Source organism: Algoriphagus kandeliae (genome assembly GCF_004571135.1).
GTDB lineage: Bacteria > Bacteroidota > Bacteroidia > Cytophagales > Cyclobacteriaceae > Algoriphagus > Algoriphagus kandeliae.
On sequence record NZ_SPSB01000001.1, the window covers coordinates 414,307 to 434,028 of the forward strand.

Annotated in this window: 20 protein-coding genes; all 20 read left to right on the plus strand. The window is 34.5% G+C overall.

The window, feature by feature from the left end; genetic code table 11:
* The first annotated feature begins 80 nt into the window (after positions 1-80).
* The 20 genes from E4S40_RS17320 to E4S40_RS01805 all read left to right on the plus strand — a co-directional run bounded on the left by E4S40_RS17320 (position 81) and on the right by E4S40_RS01805 (position 19,642).
* Complete coding sequence (locus E4S40_RS17320; RefSeq protein ID WP_135069949.1) at positions 81-395, plus strand: DUF6922 domain-containing protein; 315 nt, start codon at positions 81-83, stop codon at positions 393-395.
* Complete coding sequence (locus E4S40_RS01720) at positions 350-970, plus strand: nucleotidyl transferase AbiEii/AbiGii toxin family protein (RefSeq protein ID WP_135069952.1); 621 nt, start codon at positions 350-352, stop codon at positions 968-970. The genes E4S40_RS17320 and E4S40_RS01720 overlap by 46 nt, the downstream gene beginning before the upstream one ends.
* 199 nt (positions 971-1,169) lie before the next feature.
* The gene (locus E4S40_RS01725) at positions 1,170-2,141 is read left to right on the plus strand and encodes a GDP-L-fucose synthase family protein (RefSeq protein WP_262710582.1); all 972 of its coding nucleotides are present in this window, start codon (positions 1,170-1,172) and stop codon (positions 2,139-2,141) included.
* Between the two features lie 105 nt (positions 2,142-2,246).
* On the plus strand, positions 2,247-2,633 hold the full coding sequence (locus E4S40_RS01730) for a four helix bundle protein (protein WP_135069954.1): 387 nt from the start codon (positions 2,247-2,249) through the stop codon (positions 2,631-2,633).
* Between the two features lie 79 nt (positions 2,634-2,712).
* The gene (gene gmd, locus E4S40_RS01735) at positions 2,713-3,897 is read left to right on the plus strand and encodes a GDP-mannose 4,6-dehydratase (protein ID WP_135069957.1); all 1,185 of its coding nucleotides are present in this window, start codon (positions 2,713-2,715) and stop codon (positions 3,895-3,897) included.
* 63 nt (positions 3,898-3,960) lie between these two features.
* Positions 3,961-4,995, plus strand: coding sequence for a nucleotidyltransferase family protein (locus tag E4S40_RS01740; protein WP_161971753.1), 1,035 nt, complete (start codon positions 3,961-3,963; stop codon positions 4,993-4,995).
* A gap of 12 nt (positions 4,996-5,007) precedes the next feature.
* Entirely contained in the window at positions 5,008-6,174 is a 1,167-nt protein-coding gene (locus tag E4S40_RS01745) for a DegT/DnrJ/EryC1/StrS family aminotransferase (RefSeq protein ID WP_317129204.1), read from the plus strand.
* Complete coding sequence (locus tag E4S40_RS01750; protein ID WP_135069963.1) at positions 6,171-6,746, plus strand: acyltransferase; 576 nt, start codon at positions 6,171-6,173, stop codon at positions 6,744-6,746. Before E4S40_RS01745 ends, E4S40_RS01750 begins: the two co-directional genes overlap by 4 nt.
* A gap of 2 nt (positions 6,747-6,748) precedes the next feature.
* Positions 6,749-7,723, plus strand: a complete 975-nt coding sequence (locus E4S40_RS01755; RefSeq protein ID WP_135069966.1) for a Gfo/Idh/MocA family protein — start codon at positions 6,749-6,751, stop codon at positions 7,721-7,723.
* Entirely contained in the window at positions 7,720-8,790 is a 1,071-nt protein-coding gene (wecB, locus tag E4S40_RS01760; RefSeq protein ID WP_135069969.1) for a non-hydrolyzing UDP-N-acetylglucosamine 2-epimerase, read from the plus strand. Before E4S40_RS01755 ends, wecB (E4S40_RS01760) begins: the two co-directional genes overlap by 4 nt.
* Positions 8,791-10,263: a lipopolysaccharide biosynthesis protein gene (locus E4S40_RS01765; RefSeq protein ID WP_135069972.1), complete on the plus strand. Its 1,473-nt coding sequence runs from the start codon at positions 8,791-8,793 to the stop codon at positions 10,261-10,263.
* On the plus strand, positions 10,260-10,790 hold the full coding sequence (locus tag E4S40_RS01770) for an acyltransferase (protein ID WP_135069975.1): 531 nt from the start codon (positions 10,260-10,262) through the stop codon (positions 10,788-10,790). Before E4S40_RS01765 ends, E4S40_RS01770 begins: the two co-directional genes overlap by 4 nt.
* Positions 10,787-12,046 carry a glycosyltransferase family protein gene (locus E4S40_RS17060; protein ID WP_161971754.1) on the plus strand — a complete coding sequence of 420 codons (1,260 nt, stop codon included), beginning with the start codon at positions 10,787-10,789 and terminating at the stop codon, positions 12,044-12,046. Before E4S40_RS01770 ends, E4S40_RS17060 begins: the two co-directional genes overlap by 4 nt.
* Positions 12,024-13,136: a glycosyltransferase family 4 protein gene (locus E4S40_RS01775; protein WP_161971755.1), complete on the plus strand. Its 1,113-nt coding sequence runs from the start codon at positions 12,024-12,026 to the stop codon at positions 13,134-13,136. Before E4S40_RS17060 ends, E4S40_RS01775 begins: the two co-directional genes overlap by 23 nt.
* Positions 13,133-14,347 (plus strand): glycosyltransferase, encoded by a 1,215-nt coding sequence (locus E4S40_RS01780; protein ID WP_135069981.1) that lies wholly within the window; start codon positions 13,133-13,135, stop codon positions 14,345-14,347. The genes E4S40_RS01775 and E4S40_RS01780 overlap by 4 nt, the downstream gene beginning before the upstream one ends.
* 1 nt (position 14,348) lies before the next feature.
* Positions 14,349-15,500 (plus strand): non-hydrolyzing UDP-N-acetylglucosamine 2-epimerase, encoded by a 1,152-nt coding sequence (gene wecB / locus E4S40_RS01785; protein ID WP_135069984.1) that lies wholly within the window; start codon positions 14,349-14,351, stop codon positions 15,498-15,500.
* 50 nt (positions 15,501-15,550) lie between these two features.
* Positions 15,551-16,690, plus strand: a complete 1,140-nt coding sequence (locus tag E4S40_RS01790) for an O-antigen ligase family protein (RefSeq protein WP_161971756.1) — start codon at positions 15,551-15,553, stop codon at positions 16,688-16,690.
* Positions 16,687-17,886, plus strand: a complete 1,200-nt coding sequence (locus E4S40_RS01795) for a glycosyltransferase family 4 protein (RefSeq protein ID WP_135069989.1) — start codon at positions 16,687-16,689, stop codon at positions 17,884-17,886. Before E4S40_RS01790 ends, E4S40_RS01795 begins: the two co-directional genes overlap by 4 nt.
* An 11-nt stretch (positions 17,887-17,897) precedes the next feature.
* Complete coding sequence (locus tag E4S40_RS01800) at positions 17,898-18,536, plus strand: class I SAM-dependent methyltransferase (protein ID WP_135069992.1); 639 nt, start codon at positions 17,898-17,900, stop codon at positions 18,534-18,536.
* Positions 18,536-19,642 carry a glycosyltransferase family 4 protein gene (locus E4S40_RS01805; protein WP_135069995.1) on the plus strand — a complete coding sequence of 369 codons (1,107 nt, stop codon included), beginning with the start codon at positions 18,536-18,538 and terminating at the stop codon, positions 19,640-19,642. The genes E4S40_RS01800 and E4S40_RS01805 overlap by 1 nt, the downstream gene beginning before the upstream one ends.
* The last annotated feature ends 80 nt before the right edge of the window (positions 19,643-19,722 follow it).

Here is a 19,722-nt window from a genome sequence, read left to right on the forward strand (position 1 = left end):
CTTCCTCAGTTCACCTTCAACTCTGAGCTCAAACAAATAAACTGCTGGAAATCTAGTCTAATTCCTGTAAGTTTATGGAAATGAAAGATACAAAATCCAATATTCAGCCCTCTGATTTTTCAAGGCATCTCTTTTGGGATGTGGATATTGAAAAAGTCAATTTGGAGCAATCAAAAAAATGGTTGATTGAAAGGGTTTTAGAATATGGGCTCTTAAGCGATTGGAGGAAAATCAAAGAGATTTTTGGTCTGGAAGAAATAAAAAAGATAGCATTAGAACTTCGGTCAATGGATGATGTAACCCTGTCTTTTTTATGCCTCCTGTTTGATTTGGAACCAAATAATTTTAGATGCTACACAAGGAAACAGTCAATTCCAGACTTTTGGAAATCCTGACTGCTTTAATGAATCACCCTTATTTCGATGAGTTCTGTTTGGTTGGAGGAACAAGTCTTGCTTTACAGATCGGCCATAGAGAATCCGTGGACATTGATCTTTTCGGAATGAAAGAGTTGGATGAATTAATGATTTCCGAATTTCTAGATCAATTAGGTGAGTCAAGGGTCTTAAAAAAAAGTAAGAATATTCTGATTTATACAGTAGATAATATAAAAATTGATTTTGTAAACTATCGCTATCTATGGTTGAATCCTTGTCTATTATCGGAAAACTTGCGTTTGGCTGATAAAAGAGATATTGCCGCGATGAAACTGAATGCCATTTCAGGTAGAGGAAGTAAAAAAGATTTCATTGACTTGTATTTTTTAATGAATGAATATTCACTAGCTGAAATGTTAGGATTTTTTAGGCAAAAATATAATGATGGGTCTGAATTCTTGGTTCTCAAAAGCCTTACTTATTTCCATGATGCGGATTTAGACGAATCTCCAAAAATGATTGCTCCAATCGATTGGAACGAAATAAAAAGGACTATTGCTAAGAAAGTAAAAGATTACTTTGAAACCATTTAAAGGGTATAGACCAGGTCGATTGTCTAACTGTTGAATAGTTTAATTGATTAATCGAAAAGATAATTTGAAAATACTAGTCCACTTATCAGTTCCTCAATTCGACAGTTCGACAGTTCGTCAACAACCCTGAACCTAGAACCCCGAACCCAAAACGCTTTAACGCTTAACAATTAACGCTTAACATTTTACTTCCCACTTCTTGAACCCAAAACGAAATACCCGCATCTACATCGCCGGCCACCGAGGAATGGTTGGTTCTGCTATCTGGAGAAAGTTGGAAGCTGAAGGTTATACCAATCTGATTGGCAAAACTTCTGCTGAACTGGATCTCAGAAATCAGGCGGCTGTTCAGGATTTTTTCAAAGCCGAAAAACCTGAATTGGTGATCGATGCCGCAGCTCGAGTAGGTGGGATTCTAGCAAATAATACCTACCCCTACCAATTCCTGATGGAGAATCTTCAGATTCAGAATAATCTGATCGATACAGCTTTTCATTCTGGAGTTGAAAAATTCATTTTCCTAGGTTCTTCATGTATCTATCCAAAGTTGGCACCCCAACCTCTAAAAGAAGAATACCTACTTACAGCTCCCTTGGAACCTACCAATGAGTGGTATGCTATCGCTAAAATTGCAGGCGTAAAGGCATGCGAAGCCATTCGAAAACAATATGGAAAGGATTACATCTCTTTAATGCCGACCAATTTGTATGGTCCACACGATAATTTCGACCTAAAAACCTCACATGTTTTGCCATCCATGATTCGGAAATTTCATGAGGCGAAGCAGTATGCAGTCGGCAGTAAGCAGTCCACAGTGACCCTGTGGGGGTCGGGCACTCCAATGAGAGAGTTTTTGTATGTTGAAGATCTAGCTGAGGCGGTAGTTTTTGCCATGGAAAATAAATTCTCTGATAATCTTTACAATGTGGGAACAGGGGAGGACTTGACAATCAAGGATTTGGCCTTACTTATTCAAAAAATAGTGGGACACACAGGAGAGATCATTTGGGATTCTACCAAACCTGATGGTACACCTCGAAAATTGATGGATGTTTCCAAAATGGAAAAAGCTGGCTGGAAAGCGAAAACTTCACTCGAAGATGGTATCCGGAAGACATATGAGTGGTTCTTGGAGAATCAGGATTCGGTTAAGCAGGTAAAAATGGGTTAAAGTTGTTCGAAGTTCGAAGTTCGAAGTTCGTTCACCCTGAATCTCAAACTCTGAACTCTGAACCTCGAACCAAGAATTTCTAACCCGAAAATCCGACAATTTTTTATGAAAATAGAGCGTTTTGAAGATTTAGAAATATGGCAAGAGGCTCGAGAGTTATGCAAGGTTATTCGATCCTTGACAAGAAAGCCTAGATTTTCTAAAGATTTCAAATTAGTTGGTCAAATAAATGGATCATCAGGTTCTATAATGGATAACATAGCCGAAGGATTTGATAGGGACGGAAATAAAGAGTTTATACAATTTCTTTCTATTGCTAGAGGTTCAAATGCCGAAACTAGATCACAGGCTTATCGGGCCTTTGACGCGTTATATATTGATCAAATTGAACTAGATGAAGTTTTGAACCGAACAGAAAGACTGAGAACAAAGATTAAGTCTTTAATGATCTATCTCAAAAACTCGGAACGTAAAGGAAATAAGTATTCCTAAACCCTGAACTCCGAACCCAGAACCTCGAACATTTAACCCCGAACTCCGAACACTGAACCTCGAACAACGAACAAAAGAAATGAATAACTCTTCAAGGCCTAAAGTTGCTTTAATTACAGGTATAACAGGACAAGATGGTTCCTATTTGGCGGAACTGCTCCTTGAAAAAGGCTACATCGTCCACGGCATCAAACGCCGAGCATCTTCATTCAATACCCAGCGCATCGATCACCTCTACCAGGATCTCCATGAATCTCATGTCAACTTTGTCCTGCACTATGGTGACCTAACTGACTCTACCAATATCATCCGCATCATTCAGGAAGTACAACCAGACGAAATCTACAATCTCGGGGCCATGTCCCACGTGAAGGTTTCCTTCGATTCTCCGGAATATGTAGCCAATGTAGATGCAGTAGGGGCCCTTCGAATCCTGGAAGCGGTGCGCATACTCAAACTGGAAAAAAAGACCCGAGTCTATCAGGCTTCCACCTCCGAACTCTATGGAGGGATGCCTGAAAACAAGAACGCAGCAGGTTTCTACGATGAAAACTCTCCATTCTACCCTCGCTCTCCTTATGGGGTAGCTAAGATCTACGGATTCTGGATTACCAAGAACTACCGGGAAGCCTATAATATGTTTGCTTGTAACGGGATTCTCTTCAACCATGAATCCCCAAGAAGAGGGGAGACCTTCGTAACGCGAAAGATCACCATGGCTGCAGCTGCCATCGCTTTGGGTAAGCAGGACTGCTTATACTTAGGTAACCTCGATGCACAGCGTGACTGGGGACATGCTAAGGACTATGTGAAGGCCATGTGGCTGATCCTGCAACAGGAAAAACCGGAAGACTTTGTGATCGCCACCGGCCAAACCACCAAAGTTCGGGACTTCGTCCAAATGGCCTTCGCCTATGTCGGCTTCACTATCCGATGGGAAGGAAGCGGAGCCGACGAAGTTGGAATCCTGGAGGCAGTGGATGAGCAGAAATACTTCGAGGCAACTGGAAAAGAGTTCAGGGTTCGAGGTTCAGAGTTGGCAACCCAGAACTCCGAACTCCGAACACTGAACTTCGAAATTGGAAACTTGAATATTGGTTCTACATTAATCAAAGTGGATCCGACCTACTTCCGCCCCACCGAAGTCGACCTCCTTATCGGCGACCCAACCAAAGCCAAAACCCAACTAGGCTGGGAACCGGAATATGATCTCCAAGGATTGGTGGAGGATATGATGAGGGGGGATTTGGAGTATTTTAAGTAAATAAATTATTAAAATTTGGCTGTAATTCTTTCAAAGCCTATTCTCTATTTTATTTAGATCTATTTGGCCTCTAAATTCTCCATCTCAGAATTAGTTACTAGGCATCGGCTTTCGCTTGCTCAAATTGAGCGATTGGGATGGGGGAAGATTGAAAAAGAACAATTGATTGAGGAAAAGGTAAGAGCTTTAGCGGAATTGAAGAATATTCAAACTGCTCTCGATCAACTGGAACAATCCGAGATTTTTTTTATCCTATTTAAAGGGATAGCTCTATCTCAAAGGATTTATGGAGATCCTACTTTTCGTACTTCCCGCGATTTAGATATTCTAGTTCTTAAGCGAGAAGACGTAGAAATATTAAGAAAGCATCTGCTAAGCCTAGGCTGGGAAGATTCTGAAGAGAATCCATGGATAGAAAACACCAAGCGAAGAGGCTGGTACATGGATTACATCCATCACCATATGATGTGGAATCCCTGTCTGTCACTTTTAATGGAAATTCACTGGAATCTGGATCATCAGTTTTTGGATTTGAGAGAAAACGAACTGCAACAATTGATTTCTGGAAATACACAATCCATGCAGGTTCTAAATCGTGAGATACAGGTATTGAAGCCGGAATTGGAGTTCATGTACTTATTGGTTCATGGAGCAAGAGATGGTTATTATCGCTTAAAGTGGCTCGTAGATATTCTTCATTATCCCTTCGGAAAGGTTGATTACTCTATTTTGAAGCAATTGTTAGAAAAATATAATCTCAAAGCCCTTTTAGTTCAGGCAAATGAATTACTGAAAACCTACTTTCAACAAGAAATTCCTTTCCCAATAGAATCTAAAGCTGCCTTTTCAACCATCAAATATGCTCAGAAGCGAATCGAAGGGGAGCTATGGACTGAATCAAGGTCCTTTTCACAAATAGTAGAAAGCGAACGCTATTTCTTCTTACTATCGCCTGGAATCTCTTCTTTTTTTAAGTCTATGGCAAGAAATGGGATTAGGCATCAGGACTTCTCTGATGTAGAACTAAATGCTAGGTGGAAGTATTATTTTTATCGATATATCTCTTATGGAAAAAGAAAAGTATCGAAAACAGATTAATTATTATCATAATTGGAAAAACTCAATACAGCAATTTGTAAGAAGTCGATGCAAAAAATTCAAATGGTCGATTTAAAGACCCAATATCAAAAAATAAAAGGAGATGTAGATGCTGCTATTCAAGAAGTATTAGATCAAACAGCGTTTATTAATGGACCCCAAGTAAAGAAGTTTACTGAAGAATTAAGGGAATATACAGGCGCCGGTTATGTTGTTACTTGTGGAAATGGAACCGATGCTCTACAAATTGCAATGATGGCTTTGGGTTTTAAACCTGGAGATGAAGTCATAGTGCCTGCATTTACTTATGTAGCCACAGTAGAGGTAATTGCTCTTTTGGGACTAAAGCCTGTATTCATTGACGTAATTGAAGATACTTTTGAATTAGACTTTAATCAACTAGAATCAAAAATCACAGATAAAACTGTAGGAATTGTAACGGTGCATTTATATGGTCAATGCTCCAATATGGAAGAAATCCTAAAGGTTGCTGAATTATATAACTTGAAAGTAATTGAAGATAATGCTCAGGCAATAGGAGCAGTATATACTTTTTCAAATGGAAGAAAGGCCCAGGCCGGAACCATGGGAGACATCGGAACAACATCTTTCTTTCCTTCAAAAAACCTGGGATGTTATGGAGATGGAGGGGCAATGTTTACAAATGATGCCTCACTTGCTGAAAAGCTACATATGATTGCAAATCATGGCCAAAAGAAAAAGTATTATCATGACTCTATTGGAGTAAATTCTCGCTTAGATACCATGCAGGCGGCTATTCTAAGTGTTAAACTTAAGCATTTGAATAGGTACTCCAAGGCTAGAAATGAAGTCGCACTTCGTTATGATTTAGCTTTTGCAAATCATTCAAAAGTTAGAATACCAAAGCGTGTCAAAAATTCGAGTCATGTTTTTCACCAATATACAATAAGGCTTGACAGTTCTATAAATAGAGATGAATTCAAGGAATATTTAGCTCAAAAAGGTATCCCTAGCATGATCTATTATCCTCTTCCTTTGCATTTGCAGAAAGCATATTTGAATTATGGCGGAAAAGAAGGGGGATTTCCAATTGCTGAGAAACTCTGTAAACAAGTTCTTTCCTTACCAATTCATACCGAAATGGGACAAGACCAGCAAGAATACATTATTGAGCAAATTTTAAATTTCTTTGTATGAGTAAGTTTTTTGCACATGAAACTGCAGTTATTGATGAAGGCTGTGAGATTGGTGATGGAACCAAAATCTGGCATTTTTCACACATTATGCCCAATAGTAAAATAGGGGAGAACTGTAATATAGGTCAGAATGTGGTTGTTTCCCCGGATGTTGTTTTGGGTAATAATGTGAAAGTCCAGAATAATGTATCCATTTATACAGGGGTCTCCTGTGATGATGATGTCTTTTTAGGTCCTTCCATGGTTTTTACAAATGTTATCAATCCTCGGAGTGCCATAAATCGGAGGTCTGAATACGCTAAAACTCATGTTGGCAAGGGTGCAACAATTGGTGCAAATGCTACCATTGTTTGTGGACACGATATAGGTGAATATGCATTTATAGGAGCAGGAGCAGTTGTTACCAAGAATGTGCCACCATTTGCTCTAGTAGTAGGAAACCCTTCCAAGCAAATTGGATGGATGTCCGAATATGGTCATCGGTTAAGTTTTGATGATCAAGGGGTTGCCACTTGTCCAGAAAGCGGAGAAAAGTATTTTTTATCAAATAACAAGGTTGAAAAGCTAAAATAAAAATGAAAAACTTTGCGCTGATTGGTGCTGCAGGATATATCGCACCAAGACATATGAAAGCAATCAAAGAAACTGGAAACCAATTATTAGCGGCCTATGATAAATTTGATTCAGTAGGCGTGATGGATTCTTATTTTCCCAATGCTGATTTTTTTACTGAGTTCGAACGTTTTGATCGACATATTGAAAAGATTAAACGTGGGAAAAAAAAGATTGATTATGTAAGTATTTGCTCTCCCAATTACCTTCACGATGCACATATACGGTTTGGATTACGGGTTGGTGCAGATGTGATTTGTGAAAAACCCTTAGTTTTAAATCCTTGGAATATTGATGCTTTACAGGAAATCGAGAAAGAGTCTAATAATAAGGTTTATAATATTTTACAGTTAAGGCTTCATCCTTCGATTATAGCTTTAAAAGAAAAAGTAAATAATGGTCCACAAAATAAAATATATGATATAGACCTAGCTTATATTACTTCTCGAGGACACTGGTATTATACCTCTTGGAAAGGTGATGTCAGCAAATCCGGTGGAATTGCTACAAATATTGGTGTTCACTTCTTCGATATGCTGGCCTGGATTTTTGGAAAAGTAAAACAAACTGCCGTTCATATTCACACTCATGATAGAGCGGCTGGTTACTTGGAGCTGGAGCATGCTAGAGTAAGATGGTTTTTGAGTATAAATTCTGATACTTTGCCTGATTCTGTAAAAGCAAAGGGAGCCCGTACGTATCGTTCATTGACAATGGAAGGAGAGGAAGTTGAGTTTTCTGATGGATTTACAGAATTACATACCCATAGCTATGAGCATATTTTAAATAGGGCAGGCTTTGGATTGGAAGAAGCGAGAAACAGCATACAATTAGTACATGATATTAGGCATGCAGAAACCATTGGGTTGAAAGGAGATTATCATCCTCTCGCATCTAAAACTCTGGGACCTCATCCATTTATGTCTAAACTGCTATGAGAAAAAGAATACTTACAGTAATTGGAGCTCGTCCTCAGTTTATTAAAGCTGCAGTTTTAAGTCGACTAATCCGAAGTTCAAACTGGGAGGGTGTTTTTGAGGAGATTTTAGTTCACACTGGGCAGCACTATGACAATAACATGTCAAATGTATTTTTTGAAGAGATGGAGATCCCAACCCCTGATTATAATCTCAGAATAGGATCTGGTGGACATGGGAAGATGACCGGGGAAATGCTAATTAAGATTGAGGAGTTGATTAATCAATTGAAACCTGATTATCTTTTAGTTTATGGAGATACGAATTCAACACTAGCAGGTGCTTTAGCCTCAAGTAAACTGCATATCCCTGTTATCCATATAGAAGCTGGATTAAGAAGCTTCAATATGAAAATGCCAGAAGAACAGAATAGAATTCTTACAGATAGATTATCTACCTTTTTATTTGCTCCAACAGAAGATGCAGTTCTTAACTTAGCCAATGAAGGAATCAATAAGGGAGTCTACATGGTTGGTGATATCATGTATGATGCTTCGCTTTTCTATAGAAAAATAAATAAGAGTGGGTTTGGAAATAGATTTAAAAACTCAAAATTTTCCCTAGCAACTATTCATCGAGCTGAAAATACGGATAACCCAGATCGACTCAAAGAGATATTTAAAGGTTTATCACAAATTTCAATGAATATAATTTTACCCCTTCATCCTAGGACTAAATATAAACTTAATACTTTGGATATAAGAATAAGTGAAAATATCAAGATTATAGAGCCAATTGGATATTTTGATATGTTGGATTTAGAGGAAAATGCAGAATATATTTTTACTGACTCAGGAGGTGTACAAAAAGAAGCTTATTTTTTTAAAAAACCATGCTTTACCTTAAGGGATGAAACAGAATGGGTAGAAACAGTATCTGTCGGCTGGAACACTTTGGTTGGAGCAAATAGTGAAAGAATATTTGCTTCTTTTCAACAATATGAACATCCAGAGGAACATCCTAATTTATTTGGCTCAGGAAATACAGGGGAATTAATACTTGAAATTCTAAAAAGCCAATTGCTTTAAATGGAGCAAAACTCTCGTACTTTTAAAGTTTTAGCTTTATCGTTTGGGCAAACTTTGGTTTCAATTTCTTCTATTTTGTCCACTATGGTCGCTGCTCGAGTATTGACCAAATTGGATTATGCAACCTTTAAACAGACTTTTTTAGCTTACAATTTTGCAGCTCCCATTCTTTTGCTTGGTTTGCCAAATGCCGTATACTATTTCCTTCCAAAAGAGGTAAAAAATAAGAGAGGGGTATTAGTAGATAATTTAGTCTTAATTCTTATTTCCGCATCCCTGTTTTCCCTTTTTCTGTTTTTAGGAGGGGATTCACTACTGGCTAGACGATTTAATAATCCAGATTTAGAAGAAACGCTGTCTTGGATGAAGTTTTATCCTATATATGTAATGCCCGCATCGGTAATAAGTGCTGTTTTACTAACACAAAATAAGACTAATTTGCTAGTGGCTTACAATGTGATTACATCAATACTTTTGACATTTAGCGTCATGGGTGCCGTTTATATAACAAAAGGCTATGAACTGCCTTTAAAAATTCAAATTTTTTTACCACTAACTTTCCTCCCGATAGGCTTGTACTTTTGCTTTAATCATACACCTGGTTGGTTCAGATTACCTGATTTTATTCAAATGAAGGCCATGGTCGCTTACGCTGTTCCTTTAGGCTTGGCCTCTATCCTCAGCATGATCATGTTGGAAACCAATAAGATTATTGTTTCCTGGATGGGCACTCCCGAGGAATTTGCAACCTATGTAAATGGGGCGATAGAGATACCCTTAATAGGAATTATTACAGGTTCTATTGCATCAGTCATTTTAGTAGATATGACCAAATCGGTTCAAGAAGGAAAATTGGAGGATGCTTTGAAACTCTTTCATACCGCTGCAATTCGTTCTGCAAGTATATTATTCCCGGTAACGATTTTTTTATTAATTGCTGCTAAACCATTTATTATCACCCTATTTTCAGAAAAATACATTGAGAGCATTGTCCCATTTTATATTTTCACCTCTTTACTTCCAATTAGGATAGTGGTTTATGGATCTGCCTTAATGGCTCTTGGATATTCTAAAGTGATACTTATAAGAAGTTTTTTCGATTTACTTATTAATAGCTTATTGAGTATATTATTTGTTTCCTTAATTGGTTTTCTTGGAGCTGCTATTGCTACTTTTATAACTATATATCTATGGACTGTTCCTTTTAATTTATATAAGATTTCGAAAGGATTTAATGTGTCTATAAAAAAAACTTTGCCATTCCATGATTTAAGAAAAATTTTTGTATTTAGTTTAATGTTTTCTCCCATTGGATTGATTCAAGAATTTCTGTCAATACGTCCTGAAATAATGTTTATTGGATTATTTCTGGTATATTTTTTTTCAACTTTTGCTATCCTTTATAAAAAATCCTTCTTGGTTTTACCAACTAGAGTAGAAAACAATTTGCCTCAATTCCTTAGAAATAAATGAAAGTAAGCCCTATTAGAAAAAATGCCAAGTTAAGACCTTGGCTGTGGCCTATTCGTTTGATAGGAAAGTTTTGGAAAAGTCCCATACCTCCAGGTTTATGGATTGTAAATAAGTTTTTTCAATCCGTATTGGATATAAATAACGATATTCCTTGGATGGTTCATTTTACCTCAAGAGTAACTGGAAATATTGAAATTGGTGAAAATGTTTGGAAATCTTTTGCCATAAGTGGAGGCTGTTATATTCAAGGTATAAACGGAGTCAAAATTGGAGATAATACGATTTTTGGTCCTGGTGTAAAAATTATTTCAGCAAATCATAGTAAGGGAAATATTGAATTCCATGAAAATGGAAAATCGATAGTCATAGGAAAAAACTGTTGGATTGGTGCTAATGTTACTATACTTCCTGAAGTTCAATTGGGTGATAATGTAGTGGTTGCCGCTAATAGTGTGGTTACAAAAAGTTGCTCTTCAAATTTAATTATTGGGGGAATTCCTGCAAAAATATTAAAAGAGAATAGATGAAGATTTTATTTATATGTCCAGCTTTTCCTCCTCAGTCTGATGTTGGTGGAATAAGGGTGGCCTATTTTGCAAAATATTTTTCTGAATTTGGTTGGGATGTTAAAGTTATTACTCGTGTTTATCGTAATGAAAATGATGTAATAAAATCTAGATTTGATTTTAATTTATACCCATTTATGGATAACAATGTTTTAAGAATCTTTGATTCTGATAAAGATAATAATGATTATTTAAACAAAAGAAATTATAGTAAATTGGTAAGAGACTTCTTTAATCCAGAATATTCATCCCCTCCTGGATTTTTGGATAAAGCACTAATTAAAGCATTTAATGAATATAATAAAATTAAATTTGATGTTGTTGTTGCTTCCCTTCCCGATAACTGGTGTTTAACTTTAGGTGAAAAAATTTCAAAAGAAAATGACGCCATATTTATAACTGATTTTCGAGATATTTATGAGCAAGACTCTTATGATAAATCTTTAAGAACTAGACTTCAAGTTTTTCGTTTTAAAATAGGTAGATTTTATAGAACAAGGAATGCTAAATTTTTCTCAACTGTTTCAAGTTATATGTATGATATTCTTAGCTCAAAATTAAAGAAAAGAGGTGTAATTATTTTTAATGGTTATGATAATGATTCTTTTTATCCACTTGAACTTTCTAATAAAGGTTCTCATCTTCCTTTAATAATAACCTATACTGGTAGACTTTTAAATTCATGGTTTAGGAACCCAGAGATTCTTTTCAAAGCAATTTCAGAGCTAAATAAAGAAGGGCTTATTTCTAAAGGCGATTTGCAAATTAAATTTTTTGGGTCAGAATTGAATATTTTAGAAAAATATATTGATGATTTAAATAAAGATTTTATTATAGTGAATGAAATAATAAATGCTTCAGAGATTAATTTTATTATTAATAGTTCTGATTATACATTAATAATTAACAATGTTGGTCCAAAAGGAGTACTTACCACAAAATTATTTGAATCCTTAGGTATTGGGAAAAAGGTTGTAGTTATACCTGGAGATAAGCATGAGTTAGATGCTTTGGTATCAAATGAAAATTATGGATATGTTTTATCTAAAATTTCGGAAGTTAAAAAGTTTTTATTGAAAAATATAAATGATAAAAAAAATGGGATTTCTATTGATAATAGTATTATCCCCCCTATTAAATTTTCAAGAAAATACCAAGCGAAACTTCTTTCAGATTTTATTATTAACAATTATCTTGAAAATTCTATACATAATTGATTTTCTAGGTAAGCCTGGTGGAATGGAAAGGGTTCTTTCCACTAAAGTGAATTATCTATGTGACCAATTGAATCATGAAATAACGATCATTTCAAGAAATGCTTTACCCAAAGATTTGTTTTTCAATTATTCAAATAATGTAAAAATTATATCTCTTAATTTGACAAAGAATTGTTTTAAGAATTATGAAACCAAATTGGCAGAATATTTATCAACTAATAAACAGGATGTTGTAATTGGTCTTTTTGGATCAGAGTTACCATTTTTGTATAAATTAAAAGATGGTAGTAAAAAAATTCAAGAATTTCATTTCTCAAAAAATTATCTGATTCATCTGGTAAATCATTTGCCTAATATTAGATTAAGGTTTCTTAGAAAGGTGAAAGCAAATTTCACACTGATTAAAGAAAGATACTACGCTAAAAAATATGATGCATTAGTATTGTTGTCTAAAAGGGATCAAGAGCTTTGGGGGGCGACATATAATTCTTTTGTAATCCCTAATCCCTTATCCTTTCAGACGAAAGAGAAAAGCAGTGTCACAAATAAAAAAATTATTTCAATTGGGAGGTTGATAGCTCAAAAAGGATTTGATGATTTGATAAAAGCATTTTCAACTATCCATTATGAAATTGAAGGGTGGACTCTTGAAATTATCGGTGAAGGGCAAGATTATGAATATCTCCAATCCTTAATTTTTAAGATGGGTTTAAAGGGAAAAGTAAAAATATCTTCTCCGCTTAAGGATATCCAGACTGCCTTAATAGATTCTTCCATTTTTGTTTTTCCATCAAAATATGAAGGATTTGGACTGGTGTTGACTGAGGCAATGGAATGTGGTCTGCCCAGCATAGCCTATGACTGTGAGTGTGGCCCATCTGAAATCATAAGGCATGGTGAAGATGGATTTTTAGTTCCTTTATCTGATATAGATTCTTTGGCAAAGCACATAAAAATTCTTGCTTTGGATTTTTCTCGAAGGAAGGAAATGTCAACAAATGCAGTTAAGAATGTGAAAAGATTTTATGGGAATGCTATTATGAACTATTGGGAAGATTTATTTAAAACTTTAAACAAAGATCTTTTATGAGGATACTTGTGTTTAGCCCGGAAAAACCTTATTCAGGTGCTGAATCTATTGTTTCTGTAAAATTTATTAGACTTTTGAAAAATCATGGTCATGAAGTTGTTTTTGTTTATCATGATAGGGATTTTCAATATAAATCGAGAGAGGATGTTTACAATATAATGTCGAATGGAGTAGGGATTGAAAACAAAATTTTAAAGAACTTATCTAATAAGTTAAAAAAAGTCCCATTATTAAATAGAATCTATTTACTAGATACTTTGTTTTGGATTTTTAAAGCAATGAGTTTTGGTTTAAAGTATAATAAAAAAAGTAATATAGATATTATTTTTTCTAGAGTTATGCCAATTTATGGACATTATCCTGCTTTTTTTTTAAAAATTAGATACCCTAAGATAAGATGGGTAAGTAATTGGAGTGATCCTCTACCCAAAGTAAATGCACCTATTCCTTATGGAAAAGGACTTAAAGGGAAACCGTTTTTTTTTGAAAAATATATTTTAGAAAATTTTTTTAAAATATGTGATTTTTCCACTTTTCCGTCTGATAGATTGATGCTATATTATCAGAAATTTTTCCATTCGATTCAAGGTAAATCTTATGTAGTTCCACATATTGTATTAGATGTTAAACATACTAAAAAATCCATTAATAGAAATAGACCTTTTGTAATTTCTCATTTAGGAGGATTTGGTTTGAGATCTCCAGTGTTGTTTATTGAGGCTTTTCGTTCATTCAATGATATGTATCCAAATCATAATATTGTTATTCGTTTTATTGGACCATCAGAAGAAACGGTAAATGAAAAGATCCATCAATTAGAATTATCAAATCTAATTTTAGTGGAAGGAGTTCTACCCTATGAAAAAACACTTGATATTATTCAAGATTCAGACCTACTTATGATTATTGAGGCTAAAATGGAGGAAGGTATCTTTCTCCCTTCCAAACTAATGGATTACCTACAAATGAATAAACCAATTCTAGCTATTTCTCCAACTAATGGTATTTTGAATGATCTGATTTCAAATTATGGAGGTGGAATAATTGTTTCTAATTCCTCTAAGAACGAACTTATTGATAAATTAAAATTTATATTGGAGAATCAAGAATTTATCCGTAATTGTAAAAATGAATTTGATTCCACTCGTCTTAAAGCACTTTTTTCGGAAGATGAAGTGTATAGGGGCCTAAACCATATTCTTTCAATTTAGTATGACTGAGAAACAAAAAATATTGATTGTATTTGGTACTAGGCCTGAAGCAATTAAAATGATTCCTTTGGTTAAAGAATTACAATCAAATAGTAAATTTCATGTTAAGGTTTGTGTAACTGCTCAGCATAGAGAAATGTTAGATCAGGTATTGAATCTTTTTCAGGTAACTCCTGATTATGATTTGAATATTATGGAACCTAATCAGGGTTTGATAGATATTACAATAAAGATCCTAAATGGAATGAAAAAAATTCTTGGTGAATATAAGCCGATTATGGTGTTGGTTCATGGAGATACTACTACTTGTATGGCTACTTCATTAGCTGCTTTTTATTTTAAAATTAAAATAGGGCACGTAGAAGCGGGTCTAAGAACCTTTGATTTGCAATCCCCATGGCCCGAAGAACTTAATAGGCAGATTACCGACAAAATTTCTGATCTATATTTTGCTCCCACAATCAGTACCAAAAAAAATCTTTTAAAAGATGGGGTTTCAGAAGATAGGATAGTTGTTACAGGCAATACTGTAATTGATGCTTTAAATCTAATTGTCGAAAAAATCAAAAATGATCAAGACATTTCTGATACACTTAGGAATGGTTTCAACAGTTTAGGAGTTGATGTTTTACGCAAATTCATTTTAGTAACCGGCCACAGGAGAGAAAATTTTGGAATTGGCTTTATGAATATTTGTAAGGCTTTGAAGGATTTAGCAAGTATGTTTCCAAATATTCAAATAGTTTATCCTGTCCATTTAAATCCCAATGTTAAAGATCTAGTATTTGCAGAGATCGGTAAAATTGAAAATATCAAGTTGATACCACCTCAAGAATACTTACCATTTGTTTATTTAATGAGTTTATCCTATGTTATTCTTACCGATAGTGGTGGAATCCAAGAAGAGGGACCTTCACTAAAGAAGCCTATACTTGTTATGAGAGATACTACTGAAAGACCGGAAGCCGTTAAGTCTGGGGTTGTTAAGTTGGTCGGAACAAATCATAATGAGATCGTACATAATGTAGCTTCTTTGATAAATGATCCAAAGCTTTATGCGGATATGATATCCTCTGAAAACCCCTATGGTGATGGGTTAGCTTCAAGATATATTGCTAATGCTATTGAAAAATACTTATGTTCAAGTATTTGAATTTTAGAAGATTTTTCTACTTATCCAAAAATCTCCCTTTTCCAATTGTTATGGTAGGATGGATCCTTATTTTATCAACTACTCTTAATTTTTCTATTTTAGGTTTCTCAGCAACTGGCTGGGGTTGGGTTCTTCCTTTAGTGTATTCCATATTTGTTTTATTTATATCCAAAAATAAAATAAACTTTCCCTTGTTATTTTGGATTCCATGGTTTATAGTAGTGATTCTTGGTTTATTTAGGCCTCACATTTTCTCTTTTCAATCTAGTTTGCAAATTTTGACACCTTTGTTATTTGGATTAGCAGTTAGTAAACAAAGGTTTTTTTTGAATTGGAAGGAAGTTTTTGAATTTTTTGATTTCATCTTTATTATTTGGTTATTGACGATTCCTTTTGTTAAACTACAGCAATTGATATTAGGAATAATTCCATCAATTACCGGTTTAGCTGTTGAAGGAATTACCTCTTTGTTGTTTCAATCTTATTATCTAGTCTTATTTATTTACTCAAAAGAAAAAAAGCATCTTTTTTTTTATTTGCTGGCTTTAAGTATACCGTTATTGGCCGTTACAAGAGGACCAATAATTGCAGGTATAGGTATTCTTATTTTAACTATTGCTAATCTTGGAATTTTTAAAAGATTAATTCTTTTATTTTCATCAGTATTAATTGGTTTATTTTTATTTCATTCCGAAAGATTTCAAATGAAATCTTTCCATAGGACAGGCGTATCTCTTGAAGAAGCTTTGAATAATCCTGATATGGTTCAAACCACAGGAAGAAAATATATGTGGGAATTATTAGAAGCAACTATTCAAGAGGGGCAATATTGGATTGGCGCGGGTTCTAACGCCCAAATCGACCGTGCTATAGCACTTGGATACTCTTCAAATTATTTGGCTCATAATGATTGGTTAAGAATCCGAATTGATTATGGTATGATCGGCATGATTGTTTTTCTCTTAACTGTAGTATTTTTTATTTTAAAAGTCCGAAAGGATTTCAAATATCATTATCCTCATCTTCAAATCTTAGCTTATGGAGCAGCAACTGCTTTTGTGCCCTTCCTTTTGGTAATGAACACAGATAATGTACTTATATATGCACATTCCTTTGGTAATTTACAGTTTCTACTTTTAGGGTTATCCTATTCCGCTAAAAATGAAATTTATAATTCGTTAATTGAATGAAAAAAAAAATCGTCCTAATACACACTGATTTTAGGATTTATTGGCCTGCTAGGATCCATCATTTTTTTAATTCGTTAAATAAGAGCCTATATAGTTTACATGTTTTAGAGATTTCCGGTCATGGGGGTAATTATAATTTTGAGAGCAGAACTGGGCTTCCTGAATATTGGGAATGTTTGTTTCAGGATGTTCCAATTGCTGATTTGAGGCCTTCAGATATCAGAGAAAGGTTAAATAAACGACTAAATGAAATAAAACCTGATATTTTGATCGCTGGTGCCATTGCTTTTCCATCCGGTGCAAACGCATTGAACTATGCGAATAAGCACGCTATTCCACTTATTATTTTTGATGACGCGAGAATCGAGGATGTCCCAAGAACTTTTTTTGTGAATTGGATTAAAAAGCAGCTTTATTCTTGTGTTGATGCAATTTTTTGTCCTTCACCGGCATGGGACGAAACGTTTAAGTTTTTTGGATTAAAAAAAGAACAAATATTTTATGGTGTAGATGTGGTAGATAATTCTTTTTTTCAGAAAAAGGCCGAGCTTGAAGATATACCCACATATTTTAGAAAAGGCTATTACTTAAACGTTGGTAGGCAAATTGAAAAGAAAAACCTTCTTTCACTATTGAAAGCCTATCAAGAATTAATTAAAAAATTTGAAAATGTTCCAAATCTTCTCTTGGTTGGTGATGGAGATCAGCGAAAATTGCTAGAAAAGTATGTGAATGATTCGCGTCTACACAATAATGTCTATTTTTTGCCATTTCAATCGCAAGAAAAATTAAGGTCTATTTATAAAAACGCATCTCTTTTTATTCTCCCTAGCTCTTTTGGAGAAACCTGGGGACTAGTTATAAATGAAGCCATGGCCTCTGGTTTACCAGTAATAGTAAGTAATAAAGTGGGTTGTGCTGATACAATTGTGAAGGAAGGAGAGAATGGATTTATTTTCGATATTGATGATAATTTTGGATTAGAAAAAAAACTAATTCAGTTTCATCAATTAAGTGAGCTAGAAAAAGCAAAAATGGCAAAATCTTCGGTGAAGATAATAAGTGATTGGGATTTAAATCGATTTGCTTTGGGATTATTGAACTCAATATCCTTCGTGGAGAATAAAGAAAAAAATATATTCTTCTTTCGAAAAATTATATCCATACTTTGGAAAGGTAGATATAACTCAATTTAATTCAGAAAACTATGTATAATTATCTATTTAACTTAGGACGAAAACTTAATTTAGGTTTTATATTTTTAGCTATTCATCCTAGCTCCGCTCTTAAAAAAATAGGTTGGTTTAGATCATTTAGATCTAGGGTTGTAAATGATAACAAAGGGAATTCTATACCTTGGTGGACATATTCTTTTATTGATTTTTTAGAACCTAGATTAAATAAAAATTTACGTGTTCTTGAATTTGGTTGTGGAAATAGTTCTATCTATCTAAGTAATAGAGTAAAAGAGGTGGTTGCTATTGAAGATTATCAAGACTGGGCTGAAGAAATAAGAACTAAGATTAACTCTAATTCCAAAATTATTAAAGTTAATTCAATTCCAGAATTTGAAGAATATAAAAGCAATATCATAGGAAAATTCGATGTTCTTATCATTGATAATCTTGGGGATAGAATAGCTACTGCAAAAAATGGAATCCCTTTTTTAAATGATTATGGTGTTGTTATTTGGGATAATACAGATGGTCCTGATTGGCCGATAATAAAAAAAATGATGGTTGATTTAGGGTTTAAAGAAATATCATTTACTGGAATGATTCCTCAAGAGTTGAACCTTAGTAAGACTACCCTTTTTTATAGGAAAGACAATTGTTTGGGGATTTGATGAAAATCCTTTTCATCCTTCATTTCCCTCCTCCGATACACGGTGCGGCTATGGTAGGCCAATATATTAAGTCAAGTACTCTGATCAATCAGTCTTTACAGGCTTATTATATTAACCTTAGTACCTCCAATTCGGTAGATGATATCGGAAAATCGGGATTAAAAAAGTGGGTTCGATATTTTAAGATTATTTTTCAGACAGTCTTTCGAGTGCTTTTTCATAGACCTGATATGGTCTATATCACCTTAACTTCTTCAGGTTTAGGATTTTTAAAAGATTCAGTTATAGTTGGGACTTGTAGGCTTTTTCGTGTACCACATGTTTTTCACTTCCATAATAAAGGAGTAAAAGAATATTCTCAGAGTCCCATAGGAAAGAGACTTTATCCTTTTGTTTTTAAAAAGGCTCATGTGATTTTACTTTCTCCTTTATTGTATTCTGATGTAGAAGATTTTGTGCCCATGTCCCGGGTTTATTTTTGTCCAAATGGAATTCCAGACCTAGGATTCTCAGAAAGTCATCATAAGGAAGTTGAAAAAAAACTTATACACATACTTTTTTTGTCTAACCTAATCAAAAGTAAGGGAGTGTTGGATTTGCTTAAGGCTTGTGAAATTTTAAAAAACAAAGGCCTCAATTTTAAATGCACCTTGGCTGGAGGTGAGGGGGATATTTCAGTAGAAGAATTAAATAAGCAGATTAACCAATTAAACCTGAGAGATCGGGTTCAGTTCATTGGAAAAGTGTTTGGGGAAGAAAAAATCCGTATTCTCCAAAAGGCTGATGTATTTATTCACCCCACTCATGAAGATTGCTTCCCTTTGGTATTATTAGAAGCTATGCAGGCAGGTTTGCCTATTGTTTCTACAAAAGAAGGAGCTATCCCTGAAATAATAGAGGAGGGGGTGAATGGACTGTTAGTCCCTGCTCAATCTCCTAAGGAGTTAGCAAAAACAATTCTCACTTTGTGCGAAAACCCTGAATTAAGACAGGGCATTGGTAATGCAGGGAGGAAAAAATTTCAAAGGGAATATAGTTTGGAGACATTTGAAAATAGTTTTTTAAACGTTTTATCAGAAATTGGTACTAAGCTATCTAAGAGTTAATGCTATTTAATTCCTGGGAATTTGTCCTGTTTTTTTTAGCGGTTCTGATTTTATTTTTCAATCTGCCGCAGCGGTTTCGA